This is a genomic window from Neobacillus niacini (genome assembly GCF_030817595.1).
GTDB lineage: Bacteria > Bacillota > Bacilli > Bacillales > Cytobacillaceae > Neobacillus > Neobacillus niacini_G.
In genome coordinates this window covers 45,001-67,199 of record NZ_JAUSZN010000003.1, presented here as the reverse complement: position 1 = coordinate 67,199, position 22,199 = coordinate 45,001, and the positions used below count along the sequence as shown (strand labels likewise).

Below are 22,199 nucleotides of genomic sequence, written 5' to 3'. Positions count from 1 at the left end.
ACAAGAATGATAGTACTACCTATTCTCTGCTTTATATAGAAGTAGCACGCACATTTTATGTTAACAATTATTCGTCTCAAAAATCCATGTTTTTGGAACCGGATACACCCCTTAGAGTAGTAAAATCAGCGTTTTATTGTGTTGAAATTGCTTAGTGTATATTTTTGTTAAAATTACTGGAAGGACCCTTAATATTACTGAAACAATCATATTTTCAAGCAGAGTTATAGATTAGTTGTTCTTGTGCAAATATGGCTTTTTATCATTTATAAAAGAACCACAGAAGGAAATTCCCCTTAAGGATTGACTCCTACTGAAAACGGACGAGCTCCTACAGGAATGGTAGCAATCACCGTATTGGTTACTCCATCAATTACGGAAACGGTATTATCGTCCTGATTTGTTACATAAATACGATTGGTTATCGAATTGACCCCTACTCCATTTGGATTATTGCCGACCGGAATAGTAGCAATCACCGTATTCGTTAATCCATTTATCACGGAAACATCATTCGAGTCTCGATTTGGTACGTAAATAGCGTTCGTAGATGGATTAACTCCCACTTCTCCTGGAGTAGTCCCGACCGGTACGGTGGCAATCACCGTATTGGTTACTCCATCAATTACGGAAACAGTATTACTGGTGAAATTTGATACATAAATTCGGTTAGTGTCTGGATTGACACCTATTCTGAATGGATTAACTTGGACTGGAATGGAAGCAATTATTGTATTGGTTACCCCATCAATTACAGAAACGCTATCAAAATTGAAATTGGCTACATAAATAAGGTTAGTCAATGGATTGGCGCCTATCCCCGTTGCTAAATTGAGCCCTGGGATTATAATGGTATCAATCACCGTATTGGTCAATCCGCTAATCACGGTAACATCTTCAGTTAAGTCCGATGAATTAAAATTTGCCGTATAAATGGCATTGGTAGCTATATTGACCCCTGCGTCACCTGGTTCATCCCCGACTGGAACGATAGCAAACACCGTATTGGTTACTCCTTCAATCACTGATACGTCATCACTACCCCTATTTGCTACATAAATTCGGTCGGTTATCGGATTGACATCTACCCCTGCTGGATTGATTCCAACTGGAATAGTAGCAATGACTGCATTTGTTACACCATCAATTACAGAAACAGTATTATCATTAAAATTTGCTACATAAATAAGATTTACTGATAATGGTCCAGTAGGTCCTGTGGCTCCTGTGGCTCCAATAGGTCCAGTAGGTCCAATGGCTCCTGTGGCTCCTGTGGCTCCTGTGGCTCCCGTGTCTCCGGTAGGTCCAGTAGGTCCTGTGGCTCCTGTGGCTCCCGTGTCTCCAGCAGGTCCTGTGGCTCCTGTGGCTCCATCAAGTCCCGTTGCTCCTGTTGCTCCAGCAGGTCCCGTTGCTCCTGTGGCTCCAGCAGGTCCTGTTGCTCCTGTTGCTCCATCAAGTCCTGTTGCTCCTGTTGCTCCTGAAGGTCCTGTGGCTCCTGTTGCTCCAGCAGGTCCCGTTGCTCCTGTTGCTCCATCAAGTCCCGTTGCTCCTGTTGCTCCTGAAGGTCCTGTTGCTCCGGTTGCTCCATCAAGTCCCGTTGCTCCTGTTGCTCCTGAAGGTCCCGTTGCTCCAGCAGGTCCCGTTGCTCCAGCAGGTCCCGTTGCTCCAGCAGGTCCTGTTGCTCCAGAAGGTCCTGTTGCTCCAGCAGGTCCCGTTGCTCCTGTTGCCCCAGCAGGTCCCGTTGCTCCTGTTGCTCCAGCAGGTCCCGTTGCTCCTGTTGCTCCAGAAGGTCCTGTTGCTCCAGCAGGTCCTGTTGCTCCAGCAGGTCCCGTTGCTCCAGCAGGTCCCGTTGCTCCTGTTGCTCCAGCAGGTCCTGTTGCTCCTGAAGGTCCTGTTGCTCCTGAAGGTCCTGTTGCTCCTGTAGCTCCAGCAGGTCCTGTCGCTCCTGTTGCTCCAGCAGGTCCCGTTGCTCCTGTTGCTCCATCAAGTCCCGTTGCTCCTGTTGCTCCAGAAGGTCCTGTTGCTCCAGCAGGTCCTGTTGCTCCAGCAGGTCCTGTTGCTCCAGCAGGTCCTGTGGCTCCTGTGGCTCCTGTGGCTCCCGTGTCTCCAGTAGGTCCTGTTGCTCCTGTTGCTCCATCAAGTCCCGTTGCTCCTGTTGCTCCAGCAGGTCCTGTTGCTCCAGCAGGTCCCGTTGCTCCAGCAGGTCCCGTTGCTCCTGTTGCTCCAGCAGGTCCTGTTGCTCCTGAAGGTCCTGTTGCTCCTGAAGGTCCTGTTGCTCCTGTAGCTCCAGCAGGTCCTGTCGCTCCTGTTGCTCCAGCAGGTCCCGTTGCTCCTGTTGCTCCATCAAGTCCCGTTGCTCCTGTTGCTCCAGAAGGTCCTGTTGCTCCAGCAGGTCCTGTTGCTCCAGCAGGTCCTGTTGCTCCAGCAGGTCCTGTGGCTCCTGTGGCTCCTGTGGCTCCCGTGTCTCCAGTAGGTCCTGTTGCTCCTGTTGCTCCATCAAGTCCCGTTGCTCCTGTTGCTCCAGCAGGTCCTGTTGCTCCAGCAGGTCCCGTTGCTCCTGTTGCTCCAGCAGGTCCCGTTGCTCCAGCAGGTCCCGTTGCTCCTGTTGCTCCAGCAGGTCCTGTTGCTCCAGCAGGTCCTGTTGCTCCTGAAGGTCCTGTTGCTCCAGCAGGTCCTGTTGCTCCAGCAGGTCCTGTTGCTCCAGCAGGTCCTGTTGCTCCTGAAGGTCCTGTTGCTCCTGAAGGTCCTGTTGCCCCTGAAGATCCTGTTGCTCCTGAAGGTCCTGTTGCTCCTGAAGGTCCCGTTGCTCCAGCTGCTCCAGCAGGTGCGTTTACCTTGACCACGACTTTTTGCTTTACTTTAGATTCGCATTGACATGTTTTATGCCCGCAATCTTTACATTTTTTTCGATTACATTGACATGTTTTGTGCCCGCAATCTTTACATTTTTTATCATTACTCAATTTTTCCACCTCCTTTAATCAGAGTTACGGTATTATATGATGGGAAATTTATTCGGAATGGACAAGTTCCCTAAATTTTTTAAATTTGATTTCAATATTTTCACTTGTTTATAACACTCAGTATCATATTAATGGGAAAATAAGGGTGGGCCGGTACAATTAAACTAAAGATCACCCAAAGAGCAATTTCGTAAGATATATGTTTTAAATTCAGTCACCTTCAAAAAATCGGGTACCAGTACATTATCTATCTATTCTGATGAAGATTCGTAAGCTACTACATATTCAAAGATAAAAAAAATCCCCCTATGCGAGGGCACTGCAAAACGAATACATTAATTGGAAAAAACGCCTTTATGCGTTTTTTGTTAAAATAGAGATAAATCATTTATGTATTGGAGTTTATCGGGATGTTACTTAACCATAATCAATCATCTCTTTCATTTCATTCGGAATTATACTCGTTTGTATCTGAAAATCACCTTTTAAGACGAGTTCATGAATTAGTGAACTTTTCTTTTATTAATGACCTAGTTAAAGAATCTTATTGTGATTATTACGGAAGACCTGCCAAAGAGCCGGAATTGTTGTTCCGTCTCCTATTTCTCCAGTTTTTGTACAACCTATCGGATGAAAGAGTGATAGAGGACTCTCGTAAATGGTCACATACTGGTTTTATCACAGATATGACCATTTATTGATAAGTAAAATAACAAAACGCCCTTCCAATTTGAAAGACGTTTTCAGATTCATACAAATCTTAAAGGTGAAAATTCCTTGATTTTAAGAGTCTCTTTCAAATTAGATATGTATAATATGTGCCCTTGACTTTGAACCTTGCAGGGGCTTGTTTCTCTTGGATATGGAGCGGGATACCACTGCTCCAACACCTATCAAGGTTACACGCCCCTTCTTCAAAGTAAAGGGACCGCTAACGCTCACATATTAGTGGACATAATTGATTTGTTCCGTTTAATGTGCATAAGATGTTAAATTTTCACCAAAAGGAGTACATTTTGAACACAATGTACGCCGGTTTTTAGGGTCTGGTTAACCGTAGCAACCATTAATTCCGATAACCAAATATACTGTAAAATTATCGTTGGATCCAATTTCCAAAAAGATTTGCTTCCCTTAATCCTTAATTAAGAAGGTTTCCCACGATAATTGGGTTTAGAACCTTTTTTTATTAAAATATGACGAATAATAAATCCAATTCCTAACCCAGGAATAAGAGACGTCATTGGAAGCCAAATAGGACCAAAAGATATGCCAAAAATTTTATTAGGTGAGTACATAAGACCTATTGTGTTTGAATAAGCCTTAAAATTTCCAAATCTTCAAAGCGGGTTCCTTAGTATTCGCAACCTTTCCCTTCTCTTCCAAGTATTTATATGTGGCCTTTAGATTGTAATACCAAACATCGATCCCTGTCTCATCCTCATATCTCGGTTCACAGCCTACGTTCATTGCAGCGACCTTAATATAAACATCCCGGTAATAGTATGTCCTGTCAACAACACTCTCCTCACACAGCTGGCAATAGCGAATGCAAGCTTGCAAATCTCCTTCTTCGATAGCGGGAGAAAGGCTTTCCATTTCTTCATGCCTTTTAACTCTATCTTGCCACTCTTGAACAGGGTCTTTTCCCTTTGGCTTTATATTTCGCTCAAGATGTTTCAGCCGAGATTTTAAACTCATTCAAAATCGGTCCTTTCAAAATTTCTTTGCTATTCCTGGTTTTCAAGCATTTTCTCAATCTTGTTCATTCTTTCCGCTAAATCGCCCAATTCCATTGACTTTAAAGCTGTATTCGATAATGTTGCAATTGTTTTTGCCTTATCTATTGTCATTTCTCCATCCTTCAGCAAAATATTAATCACCTTTGCTAACATCCTTCTAATGTCTTGAGGCTTGTTAATCCTAATGTCTTTAGTAAAATGTTTATTCATACTTTGGCTCCTTTTCTTGTAAACTAGAAATATTCCAGTACATCAAGGGTTTCGCCAATTTTAAGTTTACAAAACGTGATAAAAAAACCCGTATATGATTCATTATGATTGTGAAAATAATTCCTTTTTTCTGGAATATTAAATTCTCTCCGAGCCCTTCTAAGCCAGTTTTTGTTTTTCAGTTCTTAAGTGTAAACAAAGGACAAGGATGATAATGTTGTGAACCCACAGGAGCCCTTGAGAATCGTTTTTGGGCTCTCTGTAAGTTTCTCTAGCAAGCCCTTAAGGAAAAAATGGCATGTATGTGGGCTGATTTACCTTACATTTTGTATCTATTACTCGATACATTTATTCCCACCTTAGAAAAATCCATTTAATGAACCTGGAGTTTTTTTCTATAATCATAATTTTCTATGAACAAGTCTATAAATTTTGTATTATTATAAAGACGGCTAGAGACTCGATCTCCCACTGCAAATGGTAAGTCTGTATCCGTCAAATTGCTTGTGTAGATTGTCGGTTTCCCAGACCGGCTTTCTACAATCTGAAATAACAACCCCTTTCTCCAATCGTCATTTCCCCCGATTGCCTCTGAGCCCACATCATCCAGGACTAGAAGATCTAATCTTTTAATATCCCTAAAAATATCTTCTTCAGATTTAGAAGCTCCTTTTCTGTAGGTTGTCTTAAACATTGATAGCAACTGACCTGTAGTTAAAAAACCTACGGAAAATCCTTTTTCTTTTACTTCTTTTATAGTCCTTGCAATTGCAGCGCATAGATGACTTTTTCCTGTTCCGGGATTTCCCATAATTAGCAAGTTGTAAAGTTCACCTGCCAAAAACATTTTTGTATATGTCATTGCGGTTTCTTTTGCCTTCGAAGTAACATCGTTAGTTTTCTCGAAATTCTTAAACCCAGCAGCCATTAAATCTTCCGGAAGGAGAAAATACTCGTTCGTAAGCCTTTCACCAATTAATGCTCTTAATTCTTCTAAGCTTTTACTTTGATAAACATTGAAAGCTTCCTTATCCCTACAAACTGAGCATTTCATCGTTTTGCCAACTGCATACCAATCGTCTTGATTTATCATTCGATAAAATAACCCACTTGCAGTTTCGTCCCCACAACTAGGACATGGCAATTTATACTGGTATTCCGTTTCAAAATCGTCTCGTTCAGCTAATGTCGGGACTATTTTTTTAACAGCATCTTTATAAACATCCTCGATTTTCATAAAACGCTTAATAGCTTGCATCAATCCAACCTCCTAAAAAGGCATTTCCGCCTCTAATTCTTCAATCTTACGTAATTCCTCTTTTGTTAAGGGTTTTCGTTCCGGCCAATGTTCCGGGCGTTTTGTTAGAATATCGTGGGGACTTTTCTTTTTCTTTTCATTTGCTGATTTAATCTTTGCTACCAATTGATCATATTGTTTTCTTAATTTTGCTGGTGAAAGGATATTAGTTTTCCAGAAAGAATCCTGCTGACACCAATCGATTAAATATTTAATTTGGTCTTCTGTTCTATTGTCTCTTTCCATCATCAATCGGATATCATTTGACCATTTTTGAAGGTCAGGCTCTTTAAATGCCTCGTTGGTTTTCCTGATGTTATGTAAAAGCCTTAATGATAACTGAAAAGGAACACTCTCTTCATCGTAAGTTTGCGACTTGCGACAAGAAGTATTTATATCTTCTTTATCATTCTTTACATTCTTGATTGTGTCTGCTAACGGTCTGCCAGCGGTCTGCTCGTAGTCTGCTTGTGGTCTGTTTTCGTTTTCTGAATCGTGATAAACACTGTATTTACATATGGTTATCATGGTTTTTTTGTGGTCTGATTTTTTGATGATCATTCCGTCTTTTTCGAGAATTTCTAAAAAACCTCTTAATTTTGACTTTCCCCATTTCCAACGTTCCATTAGTTTTAATTCAGATGTAACAAAGCTTCCTTTTTCTAATTCAATCAATTCATTACCGTGAATAAACTTAGTATCTTTATGGCTGGCCATCATCAATAGATCAATCCAAGCCTCATATTTTGAGAAAATCCTTTTCTCTTTATATAACCAATGGTCTTGAATTTGACGATGTAACTTAATCCATCCCTGCATTATCACCTCACCTACGCATTTTTCTTCTTTTCAATCGACCAACGGTCAATGTAGTCCTGGACATGTTTTCGATTAAATACCCACTTCTTCCCTATTCGTATGGATGGAAAGTTTGGATCACTAAGGAATAGTTTTTCTACTGTGGGCCATGATAACGAGAGCATTTTACACAATTGCTTTGTATCCATTAGCATTGATTGATGTTCGATTTTGTCTAATCGCTTTTGTACCTCAGCCAAATAAAGAGCCTTTAACTCATCGTCATCCAGCTTTATTTCAAGCATGTTTCCACCTCACCCTTTGGTAAATCCATTTTAAAGTTCATCCAATCCCACCCCTTCTATCCTTTTTTCAATTCTGGTACAAAAATATTCGACTTGCTTATCTAGCGTAATAGCAATTTGTTGTATTGTAGAAGGACGTATTCTTTTTTTGCTTCCTCTTTCAATTTCTCCAATGGTTTTTCTTGTTACGCCTGACATTTCGGCAAGTTTTGTTATTGTCCAATCTTTTTCAACCCGGGCAATTTTTACTCTCATTCCATCAATACTTAGGTACTGTTCATGCTTAACTTGTATTGTACATTCCATAATCACACCTCCATTTATTACTCAAATTGGGTACAAATTAATAATATCAACCAATTTAGAGTAATTCAAGTTGAAATTTGTACTCATATCGTGTAACATTAAAGTGTAATTACTCATTAGGAGGAAAGTAATATGCTTGGAGAACGGATCAGGGAACTAAGGAAAAGGAAAAACATGACTTTAAGGGAATTAGCCTCTGAATTGGGAATTCCTTTTACAACTCTAGGTAATTATGAACGTGGCGATCGAAGTCCTGATTTTGATTTAGTTTTAGAAATAGCCAAATATTTTGGGGTTTCAATGGATTACCTTACAAGAGGGGATGACATTGTTAACTTTGATGAATACCAAGTTATTCGATACACTGAAGACTTTAATCAAATGCTTAGTAAAACTGAACCTGGTGTAAGAGAACAAATATTAAAAATACATGATATATTATTTTTTCTAACGTGTGATCATGCCATCGGAAATCAAGAGAATAAAGAGCTAGATTATTTACAGAAAATCTTTAATTCTATCCTTAAAGCGAAAAACGGCTTTGGAATGGGAATTAAAAAAGGTGGATTTTCACCATCGGAAAAATATGAACTTTTAAAATTAGCTCAAAAAGAAAAGGAAGAAATTGATAAATCCCTAAATGAACTTTTTGAAATTTATATTGAAAAATGAAAAAGGAGTGAAGCTAACATGGCAAAATTCAGACAACGAGGAAAAACATGGAGTTATCATATTTATTTAGGGCTGGATCCACTCACAAAGAAACGTAAAGAGATATCTAAAAGCGGCTTTAAAACACAACGAGAGGCAAAGGCTGCAGCTCGCCTTGTAGAATTAGAAATCCAAAATGGGACCTTTACCAAAGAGTCCGATATGCCTTTTGAAAAATTTGCCCAGGATTGGTTAAAAACGTATGGACGCAGTGGTGTGAAAATAAGCAGTGTGAGAGCTCGAGAAAAGGAAATGAAACATTTTATCTCTGTTTGGGGACCTTATCCAATCAGCCGCATTACTAAGAAAATGTATGAAGAAAGAATTCTGGAATTAAACGAAAAATACAGCCAAAATTATATGGATGGTATTCATGCTTGTGGAAGAATGATTTTTCGGAAAGCATTAACTCAAGGGCTGATAAAAAATAATCCTACTGAGGATTTCAAAATGCCTAAAAAGCAGCAAAGTATTGAAGAACTGGAGAAAGCAGAAGAGGATATTGTCTTTCTGGAAAAAGAAGAGCTTGCTCATTTTCTTAAACTAGCCTATACAGACGGGCTTGAAATGGATCATCTTGTCTTCACAGTACTTTCCTATACCGGATTACGAATAGGTGAATTATTGGCCCTAAAATGGGGGGATTTTAACGAAAAGCAGGGTACTATCCGAGTTACTAAAACTCTTTATAACCCTACCAATCATTTTGAAAAATATCAGCTTTTAACGCCAAAGACAAAAGGATCAGTCCGTTCAATCAGAATTGATGAAATGCTAGTGAACATGTTAAAAAAACACCGGATTAAACAAAATGAGATTAAATTAAAAATCGTTTACGAGGATAACCGATTTATTTTTGCTCGCGAGGATGGACACCCACAATTAAGAAAAGTCGTTGAGACCAGACTTAAACGACTGCTTAAAAAGGCAGAAATAGAAAAGAACATTACTCCACACTCATTTAGACATACCCACACTTCATTATTGATTGAAGCTGGAGTCGGCATTAAAGAAATACAACAGCGTCTTGGACATACGGATATTAATACTACGATGAATATCTATGCTCATATGACCGTTAATATGGAAGAAAAGGCCTCCCAACAGTTTAGCAAACTGATGAAAGACCTTCTCCTATAGTTATCTTTTTGTCGCAGGTTGCCATGTTTTTTATAAAACGAGGACAAATCCGAGGACAAGAAAAGCATATTATCATTTTAGACGTTGATATAACAAGGTTTTAACCCCCTAATTACATCATGCCGCCCATTCCACCCATTCCGCCCATGTCTGGCATTCCACCTTGACCAGCAGGTTCTGGTTTGTCTGCTACTACAGCCTCAGTTGTTAAGAACATAGCAGCTACAGATGCAGCGTTTTGAAGTGCAGAACGAGTTACTTTAGTTGGGTCAACGATACCGGCTTCGATCATGTTTACCCACTCACCAGTAGCAGCGTTGAAGCCTGTTCCAACTTGTTCGCGTTTTAAGCGGTCAACGATAACAGATCCTTCAAGACCAGCGTTGTGAGCAATTGTACGTACTGGCTCTTCGATCGCACGTAATACGATATTTACACCAGTAGCTACATCGCCTTCAGCTTGGATTTCAGCAACTTTGTTGTATACGTTAAGAAGGGCAACACCACCACCGGATACGATACCTTCTTCAACCGCAGCACGAGTTGCGTTTAAAGCGTCTTCGATGCGAAGCTTACGCTCTTTTAATTCAGTTTCAGTTGCAGCACCAACTTTGATTACTGCTACACCGCCAGCTAATTTCGCTAAGCGCTCTTGTAATTTTTCACGGTCAAATTCAGAAGTAGTTTCTTCTAATTGAACACGGATTTGGTTTACACGTGATTGAATAGCAGCTGTATCTCCTGCACCTTCAACGATTGTTGTGTTTTCTTTTGTAACAACGATCTTAGAAGCGCGTCCTAAAGATGTGATTGTTGCAGTTTTCAATTCACGGCCAAGCTCTTCAGTGATTACTTCACCGCCAGTTAATGCAGCGATATCTTCAAGCATTGCCTTACGACGGTCACCAAAGCCAGGAGCTTTAACAGCAACTGCATTGAATGTTCCGCGAAGTTTGTTCAATACTAAAGTAGAAAGTGCTTCACCTTCGATATCTTCAGCAATCAACAATAATGGCTTGCCTTGTTGTACTACTTGTTCAAGGACAGGAAGGATTTCCTGAATGCTTGAGATTTTTTTGTCTGTGATTAAGATATATGGATTTTCTAAAACAGCTTCCATTTTATCTGTGTTTGTTACCATGTAAGCAGAAGTGTATCCGCGGTCAAATTGCATACCTTCAACAACGTCTAATTCAGTTGTGAAGCCTTTTGATTCTTCGATTGTGATAACGCCGTCGTTACCAACACGCTCCATCGCTTCAGCAATTAGTTGACCTACTTCTCTATCATCAGAAGAAATAGCAGCAACTTGTGCGATAGACTCTTTGCCTTCGATTGGCTTAGAAATAGCCTTTAAGCCTTCAACAGCTACTGTAACTGCTTTTTCAATCCCTTTACGGATACCCATTGGGTTAGCACCAGCTGTTACGTTTTTCAAACCTTCACGGATCATCGCTTGAGCTAGAACTGTTGCAGTTGTTGTACCGTCACCAGCAACATCATTTGTTTTGCTGGCTACTTCAGCAACAAGCTTAGCACCCATGTTTTCAAATGCATCTTCTAATTCGATTTCTTTCGCGATTGTTACACCGTCGTTTGTAATTAATGGTGAACCAAACTTCTTCTCAAGAACCACGTTACGTCCTTTAGGTCCAAGAGTAACTTTTACTGCATCTGCTAGAGCATCAACACCACGAAGCATTGCGCGGCGTGCATCTTCACTAAACTTAATTTCTTTAGCCATGTTCAAAAAACCTCCTCGTATTTTTTAAACTTAATATTGTTTTAAAAAATCCTTATTCGCCAACTACAGCAAGGATATCGTTTTCGCGTAAAATTAAATATTCGTTGCCTTCAAACTTTACTTCTGTACCTGAGTATTTTGAGAAGATAATACGATCGCCTACAGAAACTTCAAGAGCAACACGTTCGCCATTTTCAAGCACTCGGCCTGTACCTACGGCAACAACTCTTCCTTCTTGAGGCTTTTCCTTAGCTGAGTCTGGTAACACGATACCGCTTGCAGTTTTTTCTTCTGATTCGACAAGCTCAATGACAATACGATCACCTAGTGGTCTTAACAAATCAAACAACCTCCTCAAATAAATATGTAATTCTGACTTATTAGCACTCTCTTAACATGAGTGCTAACACAATTCTTATAATAATAAATGGAAAATAATTTTGCAAGTATGAAGCAACAATTTTTTATTATTTTTTGCAACCTTACAAGTATGTGATTGACAAACAGGAATATACATAGTTTTTAAAGATAATCTTTAAAATTGAAACAACCTCGCTATTATTAGTAGAATGGAGAATAGGGTAAAATACTTTCATTAGCTGCTTAAAGGAGACTTTTTAATTTGAAAAGGGAATATTGGATTATTTTAATTGTCTATATAGCCATGCAGTTATCAAGCCTAGTAGGAATTCCTGGGTTGATGTTCCTATTCGGCTACCTAGGAATGAATCAAGGGCTCGTTGTCCCTTATTGGTTAATTTTCAGCTTCACACTTGCACTTGTTATTATTCTTTTCCTGCTGCGTACAGAAATGAAAAAACCAGTGTTGAATGAAAGAGGCAGTTCCTTTGGTTTTTCCGCCGTCTGGGCTGTATTTGGTGTATTTCTTGCCTTATTTGCCCAAGCACTCGCTGCAAATATTGAACGGCTTATCGGGGTTGAGATGGGCTCAGAAAACACGCAGCAAATTCTTAACATCATTGAGTCCTTTCCGCTCGCTATATTAGTTAGTTCAGTAATAGGACCGATATTAGAGGAAATCGTATTTCGGAAAATTATTTTCGGTGCTCTTCACAAACGGTTTAATTTTTTCTTTTCAGCTTTAATCAGTTCAGTCATTTTTGCCTTAGCCCATATGGAGCCGCATCATGTACTTCTCTACTCCGCAATGGGTTTCACTTTTGCATTTCTCTATGTAAAAACAAAACATATCCTTGTACCGATTTTTGCCCATGTTGCCATGAATACATTAGTTGTCGTCATGCAGTCAGTATATAAAGATGAAATTGATAAAATCATCCGTGAGGCAGAAGGTATTCAAAACTTTATCGGAGGCTTTCTATGAGACGTTCACCCTTGTTTTCCGGAATCATTTATATTGTTCTTGGCTGCTTATTTACTTATTTTGCGATTGAGGATGTCACCCTAAACGGATGGGGATTTTTCAGTTACCTGCTCGTTATACTTGCCACCTTTGACTTCGGATCTGGTTTAAGAATGATTTTCTTTTACAATCGATATAAAGATAAAATAAAGAAATAGCGATTTAAAAAAGGATTTTTAACATTTCAGGCAAAAAAAGACCTTTTCACTTTACGAAGTGGAAAGGTCTTTTACTTTATTCTTCAATGTCCTCTGTAGGATAGTGTTTCAAGAAGTAAATAAGTGATTGTAATTCAACTGCCAAATCGATATGATGCACCCGAATGGAGGCCGGAACATTTAATCTTGCAGGTGTAAAATTCAATATCGCTTTAATATTGGATTTCACAAGTCGATCTGTAATCACCTGAGCCACTGGAGCAGGTACCGTCAGGATGGCAACATGAATATCATCATTGCTTAAAACCTTCTCGAGCTCATCCATATGAAACACTGGTACATCCCGGATTGTTGTGCCCATTTTATTTGGATCCACATCAAAGGCACATTCAATTTTTGTATTATTATTTTTTAAAAAGTTATAATTTAAAAAGGCAGTCCCGAGATTACCCACACCAATTAACGCTACCTTCGTTAATTCATCTTGATCTAATGTTTTCCGAAAAAAGGTTAATAAGTAGTTTACATTATAGCCATATCCTTTTTTCCCTAAGGCTCCAAAATAAGAAAAATCACGGCGTATCGTAGCCGAATCTACCTTCACCGCTTCACTTAATTCTGCTGACGAGACCCTCTGTTTACCAGAAGAATGCAGATTCTTTAAAAATCGATAATATAAGGGCAGCCTTTTCGCTGTCGCTTGTGGTATTTTCATTGTTTCATTACTCATATTCTCCCACCCCTCATAAATAGGCTCATTATCTAACTTGTTCGGTTCGGTGGAAATCCCCATTTTTCCCACCCGTTTTTTCAACCAGATAGGTTTTTCCAATTACCATACCCTTATCCACTGCTTTACACATATCATAAACAGTCAGTGCGCAAGTGGATGCAGCTGTTAACGCTTCCATTTCGACACCTGTATTTCCTTTTGTTTTAACCGCAGCGGCTATATTTAATGTATAAGCAGACTCGTGTTCTTTTTCCCATGAAAAGGATATATTGACTCCCGTCAAAGGGATAGGATGACACATTGGAATTAAGTCCCAAGTTTTCTTTGCCCCCATCACCGCAGCAACTTGAGCTACTGCAAGAACATCGCCTTTTTTCATTTCATTATTTGTTATTTTTTCATAAATTTCTTTACTAACCGTAATGCTGGAATGAGCAAGTGCCGTACGAGCCGTTTCTGGCTTATCGCTAACATCCACCATTTTCGCTCTTCCTTCTTCGTTAAAATGAGTAAAATCAGACATAAACAGTATCCTCCCACAAAATCATACTATATTTTTCACAATTTGTCTGTGAAACTTTGAGCGAATGATGAAAAATTTACATTTTTTTCTTTTAGATATTCTCTTATTTTCTCCAATACCATGGCACTTTATTGCCGACCTGGTTGGAATAAGGTACACTTATTTTAGTAATAGAGGTGAAAAACAATGATATTATTACAAGTTAATCAACTAGCAAAATACTATGGTGCAGACCTAATTTTATCGAATATAAAGCTAGAATTACAAACCCGGGACCGTGTTGCACTTGTCGGACGAAACGGTGCAGGGAAATCGACATTATTAAAAATAATTGCTGGGCATTTGTCACATGATGGCGGAGAAATTATTAAACCAAAGGGAGTAAGCATTGGTTATCTAGCCCAGAATACTGGATTAGAATCAAATTTATCCATCTGGGATGAAATGCTTACCGTTTTTGAATCGCTTAGAAGTATGGAAAAATCTCTTCGACAGCTAGAGGTTTCGATGTCGGATCCTGCCGCTATGGAGGATGGTACCCGCTACGATCGAATACTAAAGGAATATGATGAACTGCAAGTGAGATTTAAAGAACAGGGTGGTTATCAGTACGAAGCAGATATTCGCTCTATCCTCCACGGTTTAAATTTTCATAATAACTCATTGATGATATCTAGCTTAAGCGGTGGTCAGAAGACACGTCTAGCTTTAGGTAAACTTCTTTTAACGAAGCCCGATATTTTAATTTTGGATGAGCCTACAAACCATCTTGATATCGATACACTCACATGGCTTGAGCAATACCTGCAGGGATATGACGGAGCGATTTTAATCGTGTCCCATGACCGCTACTTTTTGGATAAAGTGGTTACACAGGTTTATGAAGTTTCACGAAAGCAAATTCAAAAATTCATCGGAAACTATAGCGCATATCTAGATCAAAAAGCGGCAAATTATGAGCGCGATTTAAAGCTATATGAGAAGCAGCAGCAGGAGGTTGCTAATCTTCAAGATTTTATCCAGCGCAACCTTGCCCGTGCGTCTACGACGAAACGAGCTCAAAGCAGGCGCAAAAAGCTGGAGAAAATGGACTTGATGGATCGTCCATTAGGGGATGAGAAGTCCGCAACCTTCTCCTTTGAAATTGAGAAACAAACCGGAAATGACGTACTTACAGTGGATTCCTTAGCTGTTGGTTATGATGGACAAAAAGTATCTGAAAATATTAACATGCGCGCCTTTCGGGGTGAAAGCATTGCCTTAGTTGGTCCAAACGGAATTGGAAAGTCTACTCTATTAAAAACCATCATCAAAAAACTTCCCGCACTTGCTGGTACGATTCAATATGGTGCAAATCTAGCAATAGGGTACTATGACCAAGAACAAGCAGAGTTGACCTCGAATAAGCGTGTTCTCAATGAACTTTGGGATGAATGGCCGTTAAAAAATGAAAAAGAAATACGGACAGTCTTAGGTAACTTCCTGTTTTCAGGTGACGATGTATTAAAAATTGTTTCAACATTAAGCGGTGGTGAAAAAGCAAGATTGGCACTAGCCAAATTAATGCTGGAGAAGGCAAACGTTCTAATATTGGACGAGCCTACGAACCATCTGGACCTAGACAGTAAAGAGGTCCTCGAAAATGCACTTGTCGACTACCCTGGAACGATTATTTTTGTATCACACGACCGATACTTTATTAACAGGATCGCCACCAAGGTCTTGGAGCTTAGTACAAATGGAAGTACAGAGTATCTAGGTGACTATGACTATTATATTGAGAAAAAGCTTGAGGAAGAGGAACTCAGGGCTTTAGAGAGCACAAACGTTATTAAGAAACAGACAGCTTCCGACGTGCAAGAGAGAAATTCTTATCAACAGGACAAAGAAAGTAAAAAGCTGGAGCGGCAGCGTAAGAGAAAATTAGAAGAAATTGAAACGCGTATAGAAGAGTTGGAGGCAATTATCCAGGATAACGACGAAAAGTTATGTGAACCTGAAATATTTCAGGATCACGAGAAAGTGCTAGAAATTAATTTAAAAAATGAAAAGGCAAAGTCTGAGCTCGAACAGTTAATGGAAGAATGGGCTGAACTTGCAGAATAATAAAAAAGGGCTTGGATATGGAAATCCAAGCCCTTATTTTATTGGAATCGTTAAAATGTCTGTTTTCGCCCCATCCTTTGCTGAATATACAAATAGCTCAATTGAAACCTGTTCTTTTGTTAAAAACTGATTATCAATGGCTATTTCAAAGCTTCCCCATGCAGGTGCACCCTCTGTTTGATAGTGGTTTTCTAGTAGGATCTCCGTTCCAGAGATCACTGCATATTGAAAAACACCTTCAAACACCCTTGCCTTTCCCTTCACAACTACACTGCCATCCTCCAAGGGTGACACACTTACTTCGTTAAATACGTCATTTCCATACTGCTTATTCTCCTCCAAGTCGTGTTTATCCTCTTCATTTGTACCACCTGAATCTGTTTCATCATTCTCTGTAACATCGGGTTGTTTATCACCTTGATCTGTTTCACTTGAATCTGTACTATTTGGTTCCTTATTACCTGGTGTGCTAGTATCTTGGTTGCATGCAGCTAAACCGAGAAGAGCAATGAATAGTAAAAACATTAATTTCCCCTTCATTTTATCCCCCTTATAAAAAACATAATCGTTATTAACTATATTCACCCTTTTTTTAGATTTGTATAGAAAAATATGTTTACATTTTCATTTAATAATCGACAAATTCCGCTAAAATTCTTCTAACCTCATTCCAATGTCCTTTTCCACAACTTTATTCACAAAGGAAAACTTAATGTTTAAGGTTTATTCACACTTTTCCACATTATCCACAAAAAACACTTAACTTATCCACATTGTCCACAAATTAAAGGTGACTTACCCACATTATTCATGTAATGCGCAATTTTTTGAAAAAAGTTATCCACAAAAAGGTGGGTTGCATCACTCCATAAAGTGTGGATTAGTCGACTGGCATCTTCATTGTGACTAGATTTTTCTTCGACACTGTTTTTACTGTCACAATTGATCCTTGATTGTTCCCCTATTTTCACTGCCTCTAGTTTATCGTAACATTCCAGCCTTATTGATTCCCTTATTTTCCTTGCCTCCCCTTTATCGGAACAATCCCCCCTTAAATGTTCCCCTATTTCCCCTACCTCTACTTTATCGGAACAATCGACTCCTGATCGTTCCGCCAATTCTCCAACAAAAAAAGCCCCTCTTATCCAGAAGGACTTCAAACTAATTGTATAATTCAATATCCAAACCAGGGTTTGCATTTAGTGAAAGGTCGGCTCGAATACCCTTTTCAAACATAATACTTCCAGCTGCAGCGATCATCGCTGCGTTATCCGTGCACAAGTTTAATGGCGGAATGACCAAATCAATATCAGATTTAGTTGAAAAGGCTTCTTCTAATGCCTTCCTAAGACCCTTATTAGCTGCCACACCACCAGCTAAAAGCACTTGCTTAACCTTATATTCCTCGGTTGCTTTTACTGTCTTTTTCACCAATACTTCAATGACGCTTTGCTGAAAACTTGCAGCAAGGTCCTCGGGTGCGATTATTTCACCACGCTGCTCAGCATTGTGGACAGTATTAATAACCGCTGATTTTAATCCGCTAAAGCTAAAATCATATGACCCTTCTTCTAGCCAAGCTCTAGGCAAATTGAGTGTATCACTGCCCTCTTGAGCCAGCCTGTCAATGTGTGGTCCACCAGGATAAGGCAGTTTTAAGGTTCTCGCCACCTTATCATAGGCTTCGCCAGCAGCGTCATCCCTGGTTTCACCAATGACCTCAAAATGCCCCTGTTCCTTCATATAGACTAACTCCGTATGACCTCCAGATACTACTAAGGATAGAAGAGGGAAGGTAAGTTCTTTTACTAACCGGTTGGCGTAAATATGTCCAGCAATATGATGAACAGGAACAAGTGGAATGTTATGGGCAAATGCTAGTGCTTTGGCTGCATTTACACCAATTAACAAGGCTCCCACTAAACCTGGTCCTTCTGTTACCGCGATGGCATCCAACTCAGGTAGTGTAAGGTCTGCCTCTTTTAAAGCCTCTTCAATAACTATTGTCATTTGTTCTACATGATGACGGGAAGCAATTTCAGGTACCACGCCGCCAAAACGCTTATGACTTTCAATTTGAGAAGCAACAACATTTGCCGCAATCTCTCTGCCATTTTTAATAATGGCTACTGCTGTTTCATCACAGCTGGTTTCTATTCCCATTATCCACTGATCTTTTTTCATATATTCACCCACATCACTAGGGCATCCTCTTGATTATCTGTATAATAATTTTTCCGAATGCCGCCATTTTGAAATCCTAACTTGCGGTAAAGAGATTGTGCAACATTGTTTGTTACTCGTACTTCAAGCGTCATGCTTCTTGCTCCCATATCCTTCGCCACAGTCATCATTTTACGAAGCAATGCTTCCCCGAGTTTTTTGCCTCGATAGGAAGGCAGGATGGCCAAATTTGTTACATGGGCTTCATCAATCACAACCCATGCACCAACATAACCAATTATTTTTTCATCTTCTTCCAAAACAATATAAACAGCAAATTTATTATTATAAATTTCATTATAGAAAGCTTCTCTGCTCCATGGAGTAGCAAAAGAGGCATGTTCAACCTCTAATATTTGATCGATATCCTCTTCCTTCATATATCGAAAAACAAAAGAATCTACCATATTTCTTTAATCCTATCCTTTTAGAATTTTCCCATTTGCCTCTAACCACTTCGCCTCCGCCTCTGCTAAACGGATATAGTTAGGAACAAAGGAATGTATGTCTTCCCCCTGTTTATCTTTGCCTAATAACGCCAGTTCCGAAGGACGTGGATTATGCTCCGTAATCGCCGCAAACACTGCCTGAGAGCTTAGTGTTTCTTCTATCAAAGCTTGATGAAGCGGCAGGTCGTTCCCTACAAATAAAATGGGTTTGTTTACTTCCCTTAATGCAACAGCCCAATCGGCTGATAAAACTAAGCGGTCCTCTTTAACAGTTGTAAGCACCCCACTTTGGTATTCATAGAGTCCTGTATAGACTTGCCCTCTTCTTGCATCAATAAGGGGTGATATATAACCATCAAAGTGTCTCCCGGCACCCGCCGCAATAATTTCAATACTAGACACTCCAACCAATGGTATCTTTAACGACCAAGCCAAAGTTTTGGCAATGGTAACACCAATTCGAACGCCAGTATAAGAGCCTGGACCTTTTGCTACCACTATTTTTGTTAATTGTGCTGGAGTTCTCTCACAATCCTTCATTAATGTCTGGATCGCTGGCATAATTCGAACAGAATGATTCTTCTTTAAGTTAGTTATATATTCGCCAAGAACTTGATTATCTTCTATAAGCGCAACCCCTAATGGATAATTAGAAGTATCAATCGCTAGTATCGTCATTTAGAAAAATCTCCTTACATAATTGCTCATATCTTTTTCCCTTTGGAACAAACACCATTTTTCTCTTTTCCGAACCCTCGTGATATAAATAGATGGTTAATAACTCGTTTGGCAGCTGTTCCTCAATTAAATGAGCCCATTCTACCACGGTTACTCCATCACCTTCAAAGTATTCATCGAAACCTAAATCCTCATAGGAATCGGCAACTCGGTACACATCCATATGATACAAAGGCAGTCTGCCCCTATACTCCTTTATTATGGTAAAGGTCGGACTGTTAACGGTTTTCTTAATATCCAGTCCTTTTGCTAACCCTTTAGTAAAGGTGGTTTTACCTGCCCCTAGATCTCCTTCCAGACAAATGACATCACCTGGCTGCAACAGCACAGCAAGATTAGTAGCCAGCTGAAACGTTTCAATGGGGTCTTTCGTATATTTTTCATACTGATTCATATAATCACCTTTTATTCTAACATAGCTTATCGCTATCTACATTCTACCTTATTTTTGTAAAAAAAATCCTTAGGATAGCTCCTAAGGATGTCCATTCATTATGTATTTTACCTAACTTTTACTATTTAAGCAAAAAAGCATAAAAAAAAACGAAACATCGTTTCGCGTTTTAAAGATATAGATGGCGGTCTGGACGGGACTCGAACCCGCGACCTCCTGCGTGACAGGCAGGCATTCTAACCAACTGAACTACCAGACCAAATTGCGGGGACAGGATTTGAACCTGCGACCTTCGGGTTATGAGCCCGACGAGCTACCAGACTGCTCCACCCCGCGACAATAAAAATGACACTATTTTGTTCATGCCCTATGCTTGAAGACCGCCCCGATTTCGGGAAGATTAATCAAGATGTGGCTCAATCGGTGCGCTGTAGCTTATTCGAAGAAGAATATTCGAACGTGCTCCACCCCGCGACAATAATATTAGTGAACTAATATATTATATGCTTTAACAAATAATATATGCACATTTTTTAAAAATTAGTACAGCCTGGCAACGTCCTACTCTCACAGGGACAAAGTCCCAACTACCATCGGCGCTGAGAAGCTTAACTTCCGTGTTCGGTATGGGAACGGGTGTGACCTTCTCGCCATTATTACCAGACTGTTTTTGAGGTATCATTCCCTCAAAACTAGATAATCAGAAGAAGTTTGTAAAACGAGTTCGCTTTTTAAATTGGTTAAGTCCTCGAACGATTAGTATCAGTCAGCTCCACATGTTACCACGCTTCCACCTCTGACCTATCAACCTGATCATCTTTCAGGGTTCTTACTAGCTTGACGCTATGGGAAATCTCATCTTGAGGGGGGCTTCATGCTTAGATGCTTTCAGCACTTATCCCGTCCGCACATAGCTACCCAGCGATGCCTTTGGCAAGACAACTGGTACACCAGCGGTGCGTCCATCCCGGTCCTCTCGTACTAAGGACAGCTCCTCTCAAATTTCCTGCGCCCACGACGGATAGGGACCGAACTGTCTCACGACGTTCTGAACCCAGCTCGCGTACCGCTTTAATGGGCGAACAGCCCAACCCTTGGGACCGACTACAGCCCCAGGATGCGATGAGCCGACATCGAGGTGCCAAACCTCCCCGTCGATGTGGACTCTTGGGGGAGATAAGCCTGTTATCCCCGGGGTAGCTTTTATCCGTTGAGCGATGGCCCTTCCATGCGGAACCACCGGATCACTAAGCCCGACTTTCGTCCCTGCTCGACTTGTAGGTCTCGCAGTCAAGCTCCCTTGTGCCTTTACACTCTACGAATGATTTCCAACCATTCTGAGGGAACCTTTGGGCGCCTCCGTTACTCTTTAGGAGGCGACCGCCCCAGTCAAACTGCCCACCTGACACTGTCTCCCACCCCGATCAGGGGTGCGGGTTAGAATTTCAATACAGCCAGGGTAGTATCCCACCGACGCCTCCACCGAAGCTGGCGCTCCGGTTTCTCAGGCTCCTACCTATCCTGTACAAGCTGTACCAAAATTCAATATCAGGCTACAGTAAAGCTCCACGGGGTCTTTCCGTCCTGTCGCGGGTAACCTGCATCTTCACAGGTACTATAATTTCACCGAGTCTCTCGTTGAGACAGTGCCCAGATCGTTACGCCTTTCGTGCGGGTCGGAACTTACCCGACAAGGAATTTCGCTACCTTAGGACCGTTATAGTTACGGCCGCCGTTTACTGGGGCTTCGATTCAGAGCTTCGCTTGCGCTAACCCCTCCTCTTAACCTTCCAGCACCGGGCAGGCGTCAGCCCCTATACTTCGCCTTGCGGCTTCGCAGAGACCTGTGTTTTTGCTAAACAGTCGCCTGGGCCTATTCACTGCGGCTCTTCGAGGCTATTCACCTCAAAAAGCACCCCTTCTCCCGAAGTTACGGGGTCATTTTGCCGAGTTCCTTAACGAGAGTTCTCTCGCTCACCTTAGGATTCTCTCCTCGCCTACCTGTGTCGGTTTGCGGTACGGGCACCTTTTATCTCGCTAGAGGCTTTTCTTGGCAGTGTGGAATCAGGAACTTCGGTACTATATTTCCCTCGCTATCACAGCTCAGCCTTTACGGTAAGCGGATTTTCCTACTTACCAGCCTAACTGCTTAGACGCGCATATCCAACAGCGCGCTTACCCTATCCTCCTGCGTCCCCCCATCACTCAAACGATAAAGAGGTGGTACAGGAATATCAACCTGTTGTCCATCGCCTACGCCTTTCGGCCTCGGCTT

The 22,199-nt window shown here is 40.7% G+C and carries 21 protein-coding genes, 2 tRNA genes, 2 rRNA genes and 1 pseudogene (1 of these 26 running past the window's edge); 6 read left to right on the top strand and 20 right to left on the bottom strand.

Annotated features, from left to right (window positions below):
• Positions 1-296: 296 nt before the first annotated feature.
• Positions 297-2,963: a hypothetical protein gene (locus QFZ31_RS33275; RefSeq protein WP_307312422.1), complete on the bottom strand. Its 2,667-nt coding sequence runs from the start codon at positions 2,961-2,963 to the stop codon at positions 297-299.
• Between the two features lie 506 nt (positions 2,964-3,469).
• Between QFZ31_RS33275 and QFZ31_RS33940 the strand changes: the two are divergent.
• Positions 3,470-3,619, top strand: a pseudogene (locus QFZ31_RS33940) (transposase); the annotation flags it as partial.
• 667 nt (positions 3,620-4,286) lie between these two features.
• Here the strand turns inward: QFZ31_RS33940 and QFZ31_RS33265 are convergent.
• The 6 genes from QFZ31_RS33265 to QFZ31_RS33240 all read right to left on the bottom strand — a co-directional run bounded on the left by QFZ31_RS33265 (position 4,287) and on the right by QFZ31_RS33240 (position 7,621).
• Positions 4,287-4,664, bottom strand: a complete 378-nt coding sequence (locus QFZ31_RS33265; protein ID WP_307312418.1) for a hypothetical protein — start codon at positions 4,662-4,664, stop codon at positions 4,287-4,289.
• A 29-nt stretch (positions 4,665-4,693) separates the two neighbouring features.
• Positions 4,694-4,915 (bottom strand): hypothetical protein, encoded by a 222-nt coding sequence (locus QFZ31_RS33260; RefSeq protein ID WP_307312416.1) that lies wholly within the window; start codon positions 4,913-4,915, stop codon positions 4,694-4,696.
• A gap of 373 nt (positions 4,916-5,288) precedes the next feature.
• Entirely contained in the window at positions 5,289-6,173 is an 885-nt protein-coding gene (locus tag QFZ31_RS33255) for an ATP-binding protein (RefSeq protein WP_307312413.1), read from the bottom strand.
• A gap of 12 nt (positions 6,174-6,185) precedes the next feature.
• Complete coding sequence (locus QFZ31_RS33250) at positions 6,186-7,031, bottom strand: Replication protein O (protein ID WP_307312410.1); 846 nt, start codon at positions 7,029-7,031, stop codon at positions 6,186-6,188.
• Positions 7,032-7,042: 11 nt separating this feature from the next.
• A complete protein-coding gene (locus QFZ31_RS33245; RefSeq protein ID WP_307312407.1) occupies positions 7,043-7,315 on the bottom strand; it encodes a helix-turn-helix domain-containing protein in 273 nt (90 codons plus the stop codon).
• A gap of 30 nt (positions 7,316-7,345) precedes the next feature.
• On the bottom strand, positions 7,346-7,621 hold the full coding sequence (locus QFZ31_RS33240) for a helix-turn-helix domain-containing protein (protein ID WP_307312404.1): 276 nt from the start codon (positions 7,619-7,621) through the stop codon (positions 7,346-7,348).
• A gap of 132 nt (positions 7,622-7,753) precedes the next feature.
• Here QFZ31_RS33240 and QFZ31_RS33235 point away from each other — a divergent pair, with 132 nt between their 5' ends.
• Both QFZ31_RS33235 and QFZ31_RS33230 read left to right on the top strand, forming a co-directional pair.
• On the top strand, positions 7,754-8,293 hold the full coding sequence (locus QFZ31_RS33235) for a helix-turn-helix domain-containing protein (RefSeq protein WP_307312402.1): 540 nt from the start codon (positions 7,754-7,756) through the stop codon (positions 8,291-8,293).
• Between the two features lie 18 nt (positions 8,294-8,311).
• Positions 8,312-9,472 (top strand): site-specific integrase, encoded by a 1,161-nt coding sequence (locus tag QFZ31_RS33230; protein ID WP_307312400.1) that lies wholly within the window; start codon positions 8,312-8,314, stop codon positions 9,470-9,472.
• Between the two features lie 112 nt (positions 9,473-9,584).
• On the opposite strand, the gene groL is transcribed toward QFZ31_RS33230, so the two are convergent.
• Entirely contained in the window at positions 9,585-11,216 is a 1,632-nt protein-coding gene (gene groL / locus QFZ31_RS33225) for a chaperonin GroEL (protein ID WP_307312397.1), read from the bottom strand.
• A 52-nt stretch (positions 11,217-11,268) separates the two neighbouring features.
• Positions 11,269-11,556, bottom strand: a complete 288-nt coding sequence (groES, locus tag QFZ31_RS33220) for a co-chaperone GroES (RefSeq protein ID WP_179603528.1) — start codon at positions 11,554-11,556, stop codon at positions 11,269-11,271.
• Positions 11,557-11,838: 282 nt separating this feature from the next.
• On the opposite strand from groES, the gene QFZ31_RS33215 reads away from it, so the two are divergent.
• Positions 11,839-12,561, top strand: coding sequence for a CPBP family intramembrane glutamic endopeptidase (locus tag QFZ31_RS33215; RefSeq protein ID WP_307312393.1), 723 nt, complete (start codon positions 11,839-11,841; stop codon positions 12,559-12,561).
• Positions 12,558-12,758 carry a YdiK family protein gene (locus QFZ31_RS33210; RefSeq protein ID WP_063253362.1) on the top strand — a complete coding sequence of 67 codons (201 nt, stop codon included), beginning with the start codon at positions 12,558-12,560 and terminating at the stop codon, positions 12,756-12,758. Before QFZ31_RS33215 ends, QFZ31_RS33210 begins: the two co-directional genes overlap by 4 nt.
• 76 nt (positions 12,759-12,834) lie before the next feature.
• Here the strand turns inward: QFZ31_RS33210 and QFZ31_RS33205 are convergent, their stop codons facing one another.
• Both QFZ31_RS33205 and moaC read right to left on the bottom strand, forming a co-directional pair.
• Positions 12,835-13,488 carry a redox-sensing transcriptional repressor Rex gene (locus QFZ31_RS33205; RefSeq protein WP_306077553.1) on the bottom strand — a complete coding sequence of 218 codons (654 nt, stop codon included), beginning with the start codon at positions 13,486-13,488 and terminating at the stop codon, positions 12,835-12,837.
• Positions 13,489-13,516: 28 nt separating this feature from the next.
• On the bottom strand, positions 13,517-14,014 hold the full coding sequence (gene moaC / locus QFZ31_RS33200; RefSeq protein ID WP_307312391.1) for a cyclic pyranopterin monophosphate synthase MoaC: 498 nt from the start codon (positions 14,012-14,014) through the stop codon (positions 13,517-13,519).
• A 186-nt stretch (positions 14,015-14,200) separates the two neighbouring features.
• On the opposite strand from moaC, the gene QFZ31_RS33195 reads away from it, so the two are divergent.
• Entirely contained in the window at positions 14,201-16,120 is a 1,920-nt protein-coding gene (locus QFZ31_RS33195) for an ABC-F family ATP-binding cassette domain-containing protein (protein ID WP_307312388.1), read from the top strand.
• Between the two features lie 33 nt (positions 16,121-16,153).
• Here the strand turns inward: QFZ31_RS33195 and QFZ31_RS33190 are convergent, their stop codons facing one another.
• From QFZ31_RS33190 to QFZ31_RS33150, 9 genes are all read right to left on the bottom strand, one after another.
• Positions 16,154-16,660 (bottom strand): Gmad2 immunoglobulin-like domain-containing protein, encoded by a 507-nt coding sequence (locus QFZ31_RS33190; protein ID WP_307312386.1) that lies wholly within the window; start codon positions 16,658-16,660, stop codon positions 16,154-16,156.
• Positions 16,661-17,281: 621 nt separating this feature from the next.
• Positions 17,282-18,304, bottom strand: a complete 1,023-nt coding sequence (gene tsaD / locus QFZ31_RS33185; protein WP_179603534.1) for a tRNA (adenosine(37)-N6)-threonylcarbamoyltransferase complex transferase subunit TsaD — start codon at positions 18,302-18,304, stop codon at positions 17,282-17,284.
• Entirely contained in the window at positions 18,301-18,750 is a 450-nt protein-coding gene (rimI, locus tag QFZ31_RS33180; protein WP_179603535.1) for a ribosomal protein S18-alanine N-acetyltransferase, read from the bottom strand. The genes tsaD and rimI overlap by 4 nt, the downstream gene beginning before the upstream one ends.
• A gap of 12 nt (positions 18,751-18,762) precedes the next feature.
• Positions 18,763-19,470 carry a tRNA (adenosine(37)-N6)-threonylcarbamoyltransferase complex dimerization subunit type 1 TsaB gene (tsaB, locus tag QFZ31_RS33175; protein ID WP_307312379.1) on the bottom strand — a complete coding sequence of 236 codons (708 nt, stop codon included), beginning with the start codon at positions 19,468-19,470 and terminating at the stop codon, positions 18,763-18,765.
• Entirely contained in the window at positions 19,451-19,924 is a 474-nt protein-coding gene (gene tsaE, locus QFZ31_RS33170) for a tRNA (adenosine(37)-N6)-threonylcarbamoyltransferase complex ATPase subunit type 1 TsaE (RefSeq protein WP_307312376.1), read from the bottom strand. The genes tsaB and tsaE overlap by 20 nt, the downstream gene beginning before the upstream one ends.
• Positions 19,925-20,106: 182 nt before the next feature.
• A tRNA-Asp gene (locus QFZ31_RS33165) sits at positions 20,107-20,183 on the bottom strand.
• A gap of 3 nt (positions 20,184-20,186) precedes the next feature.
• Positions 20,187-20,260 (bottom strand) — tRNA-Met (locus QFZ31_RS33160).
• 212 nt (positions 20,261-20,472) lie between these two features.
• A 5S ribosomal RNA gene (gene rrf / locus QFZ31_RS33155) occupies positions 20,473-20,588 on the bottom strand.
• A gap of 72 nt (positions 20,589-20,660) precedes the next feature.
• Positions 20,661-22,199 (bottom strand): 23S ribosomal RNA (locus QFZ31_RS33150); it runs 1,398 nt beyond the window's last position.

What these genes read in the sequence shown, in the direction of transcription:
- QFZ31_RS33265 (WP_307312418.1), bottom strand. Translation starts at nt 4,664, where the DNA reads ATGAGTTTAAAATCTCGGCTGAAACATCTTGAGCGAAATATAAAGCCA.
- QFZ31_RS33260 (WP_307312416.1), bottom strand. Translation starts at nt 4,915, where the DNA reads ATGAATAAACATTTTACTAAAGACATTAGGATTAACAAGCCTCAAGAC.
- QFZ31_RS33255 (WP_307312413.1), bottom strand. Translation starts at nt 6,173, where the DNA reads ATGCAAGCTATTAAGCGTTTTATGAAAATCGAGGATGTTTATAAAGAT.
- QFZ31_RS33250 (WP_307312410.1), bottom strand. Translation starts at nt 7,031, where the DNA reads ATGCAGGGATGGATTAAGTTACATCGTCAAATTCAAGACCATTGGTTA.
- QFZ31_RS33245 (WP_307312407.1), bottom strand. Translation starts at nt 7,315, where the DNA reads ATGCTTGAAATAAAGCTGGATGACGATGAGTTAAAGGCTCTTTATTTG.
- QFZ31_RS33240 (WP_307312404.1), bottom strand. Translation starts at nt 7,621, where the DNA reads ATGGAATGTACAATACAAGTTAAGCATGAACAGTACCTAAGTATTGAT.
- QFZ31_RS33235 (WP_307312402.1), top strand. Translation starts at nt 7,754, where the DNA reads ATGCTTGGAGAACGGATCAGGGAACTAAGGAAAAGGAAAAACATGACT.
- QFZ31_RS33230 (WP_307312400.1), top strand. Translation starts at nt 8,312, where the DNA reads ATGGCAAAATTCAGACAACGAGGAAAAACATGGAGTTATCATATTTAT.
- groL (WP_307312397.1), bottom strand. Translation starts at nt 11,216, where the DNA reads ATGGCTAAAGAAATTAAGTTTAGTGAAGATGCACGCCGCGCAATGCTT.
- QFZ31_RS33210 (WP_063253362.1), top strand. Translation starts at nt 12,558, where the DNA reads ATGAGACGTTCACCCTTGTTTTCCGGAATCATTTATATTGTTCTTGGC.
- QFZ31_RS33205 (WP_306077553.1), bottom strand. Translation starts at nt 13,488, where the DNA reads ATGAGTAATGAAACAATGAAAATACCACAAGCGACAGCGAAAAGGCTG.
- moaC (WP_307312391.1), bottom strand. Translation starts at nt 14,014, where the DNA reads ATGTCTGATTTTACTCATTTTAACGAAGAAGGAAGAGCGAAAATGGTG.
- QFZ31_RS33195 (WP_307312388.1), top strand. Translation starts at nt 14,201, where the DNA reads ATGATATTATTACAAGTTAATCAACTAGCAAAATACTATGGTGCAGAC.
- QFZ31_RS33190 (WP_307312386.1), bottom strand. Translation starts at nt 16,660, where the DNA reads ATGAAGGGGAAATTAATGTTTTTACTATTCATTGCTCTTCTCGGTTTA.
- tsaD (WP_179603534.1), bottom strand. Translation starts at nt 18,304, where the DNA reads ATGAAAAAAGATCAGTGGATAATGGGAATAGAAACCAGCTGTGATGAA.
- rimI (WP_179603535.1), bottom strand. Translation starts at nt 18,750, where the DNA reads ATGGTAGATTCTTTTGTTTTTCGATATATGAAGGAAGAGGATATCGAT.
- tsaB (WP_307312379.1), bottom strand. Translation starts at nt 19,470, where the DNA reads ATGACGATACTAGCGATTGATACTTCTAATTATCCATTAGGGGTTGCG.
- tsaE (WP_307312376.1), bottom strand. Translation starts at nt 19,924, where the DNA reads ATGAATCAGTATGAAAAATATACGAAAGACCCCATTGAAACGTTTCAG.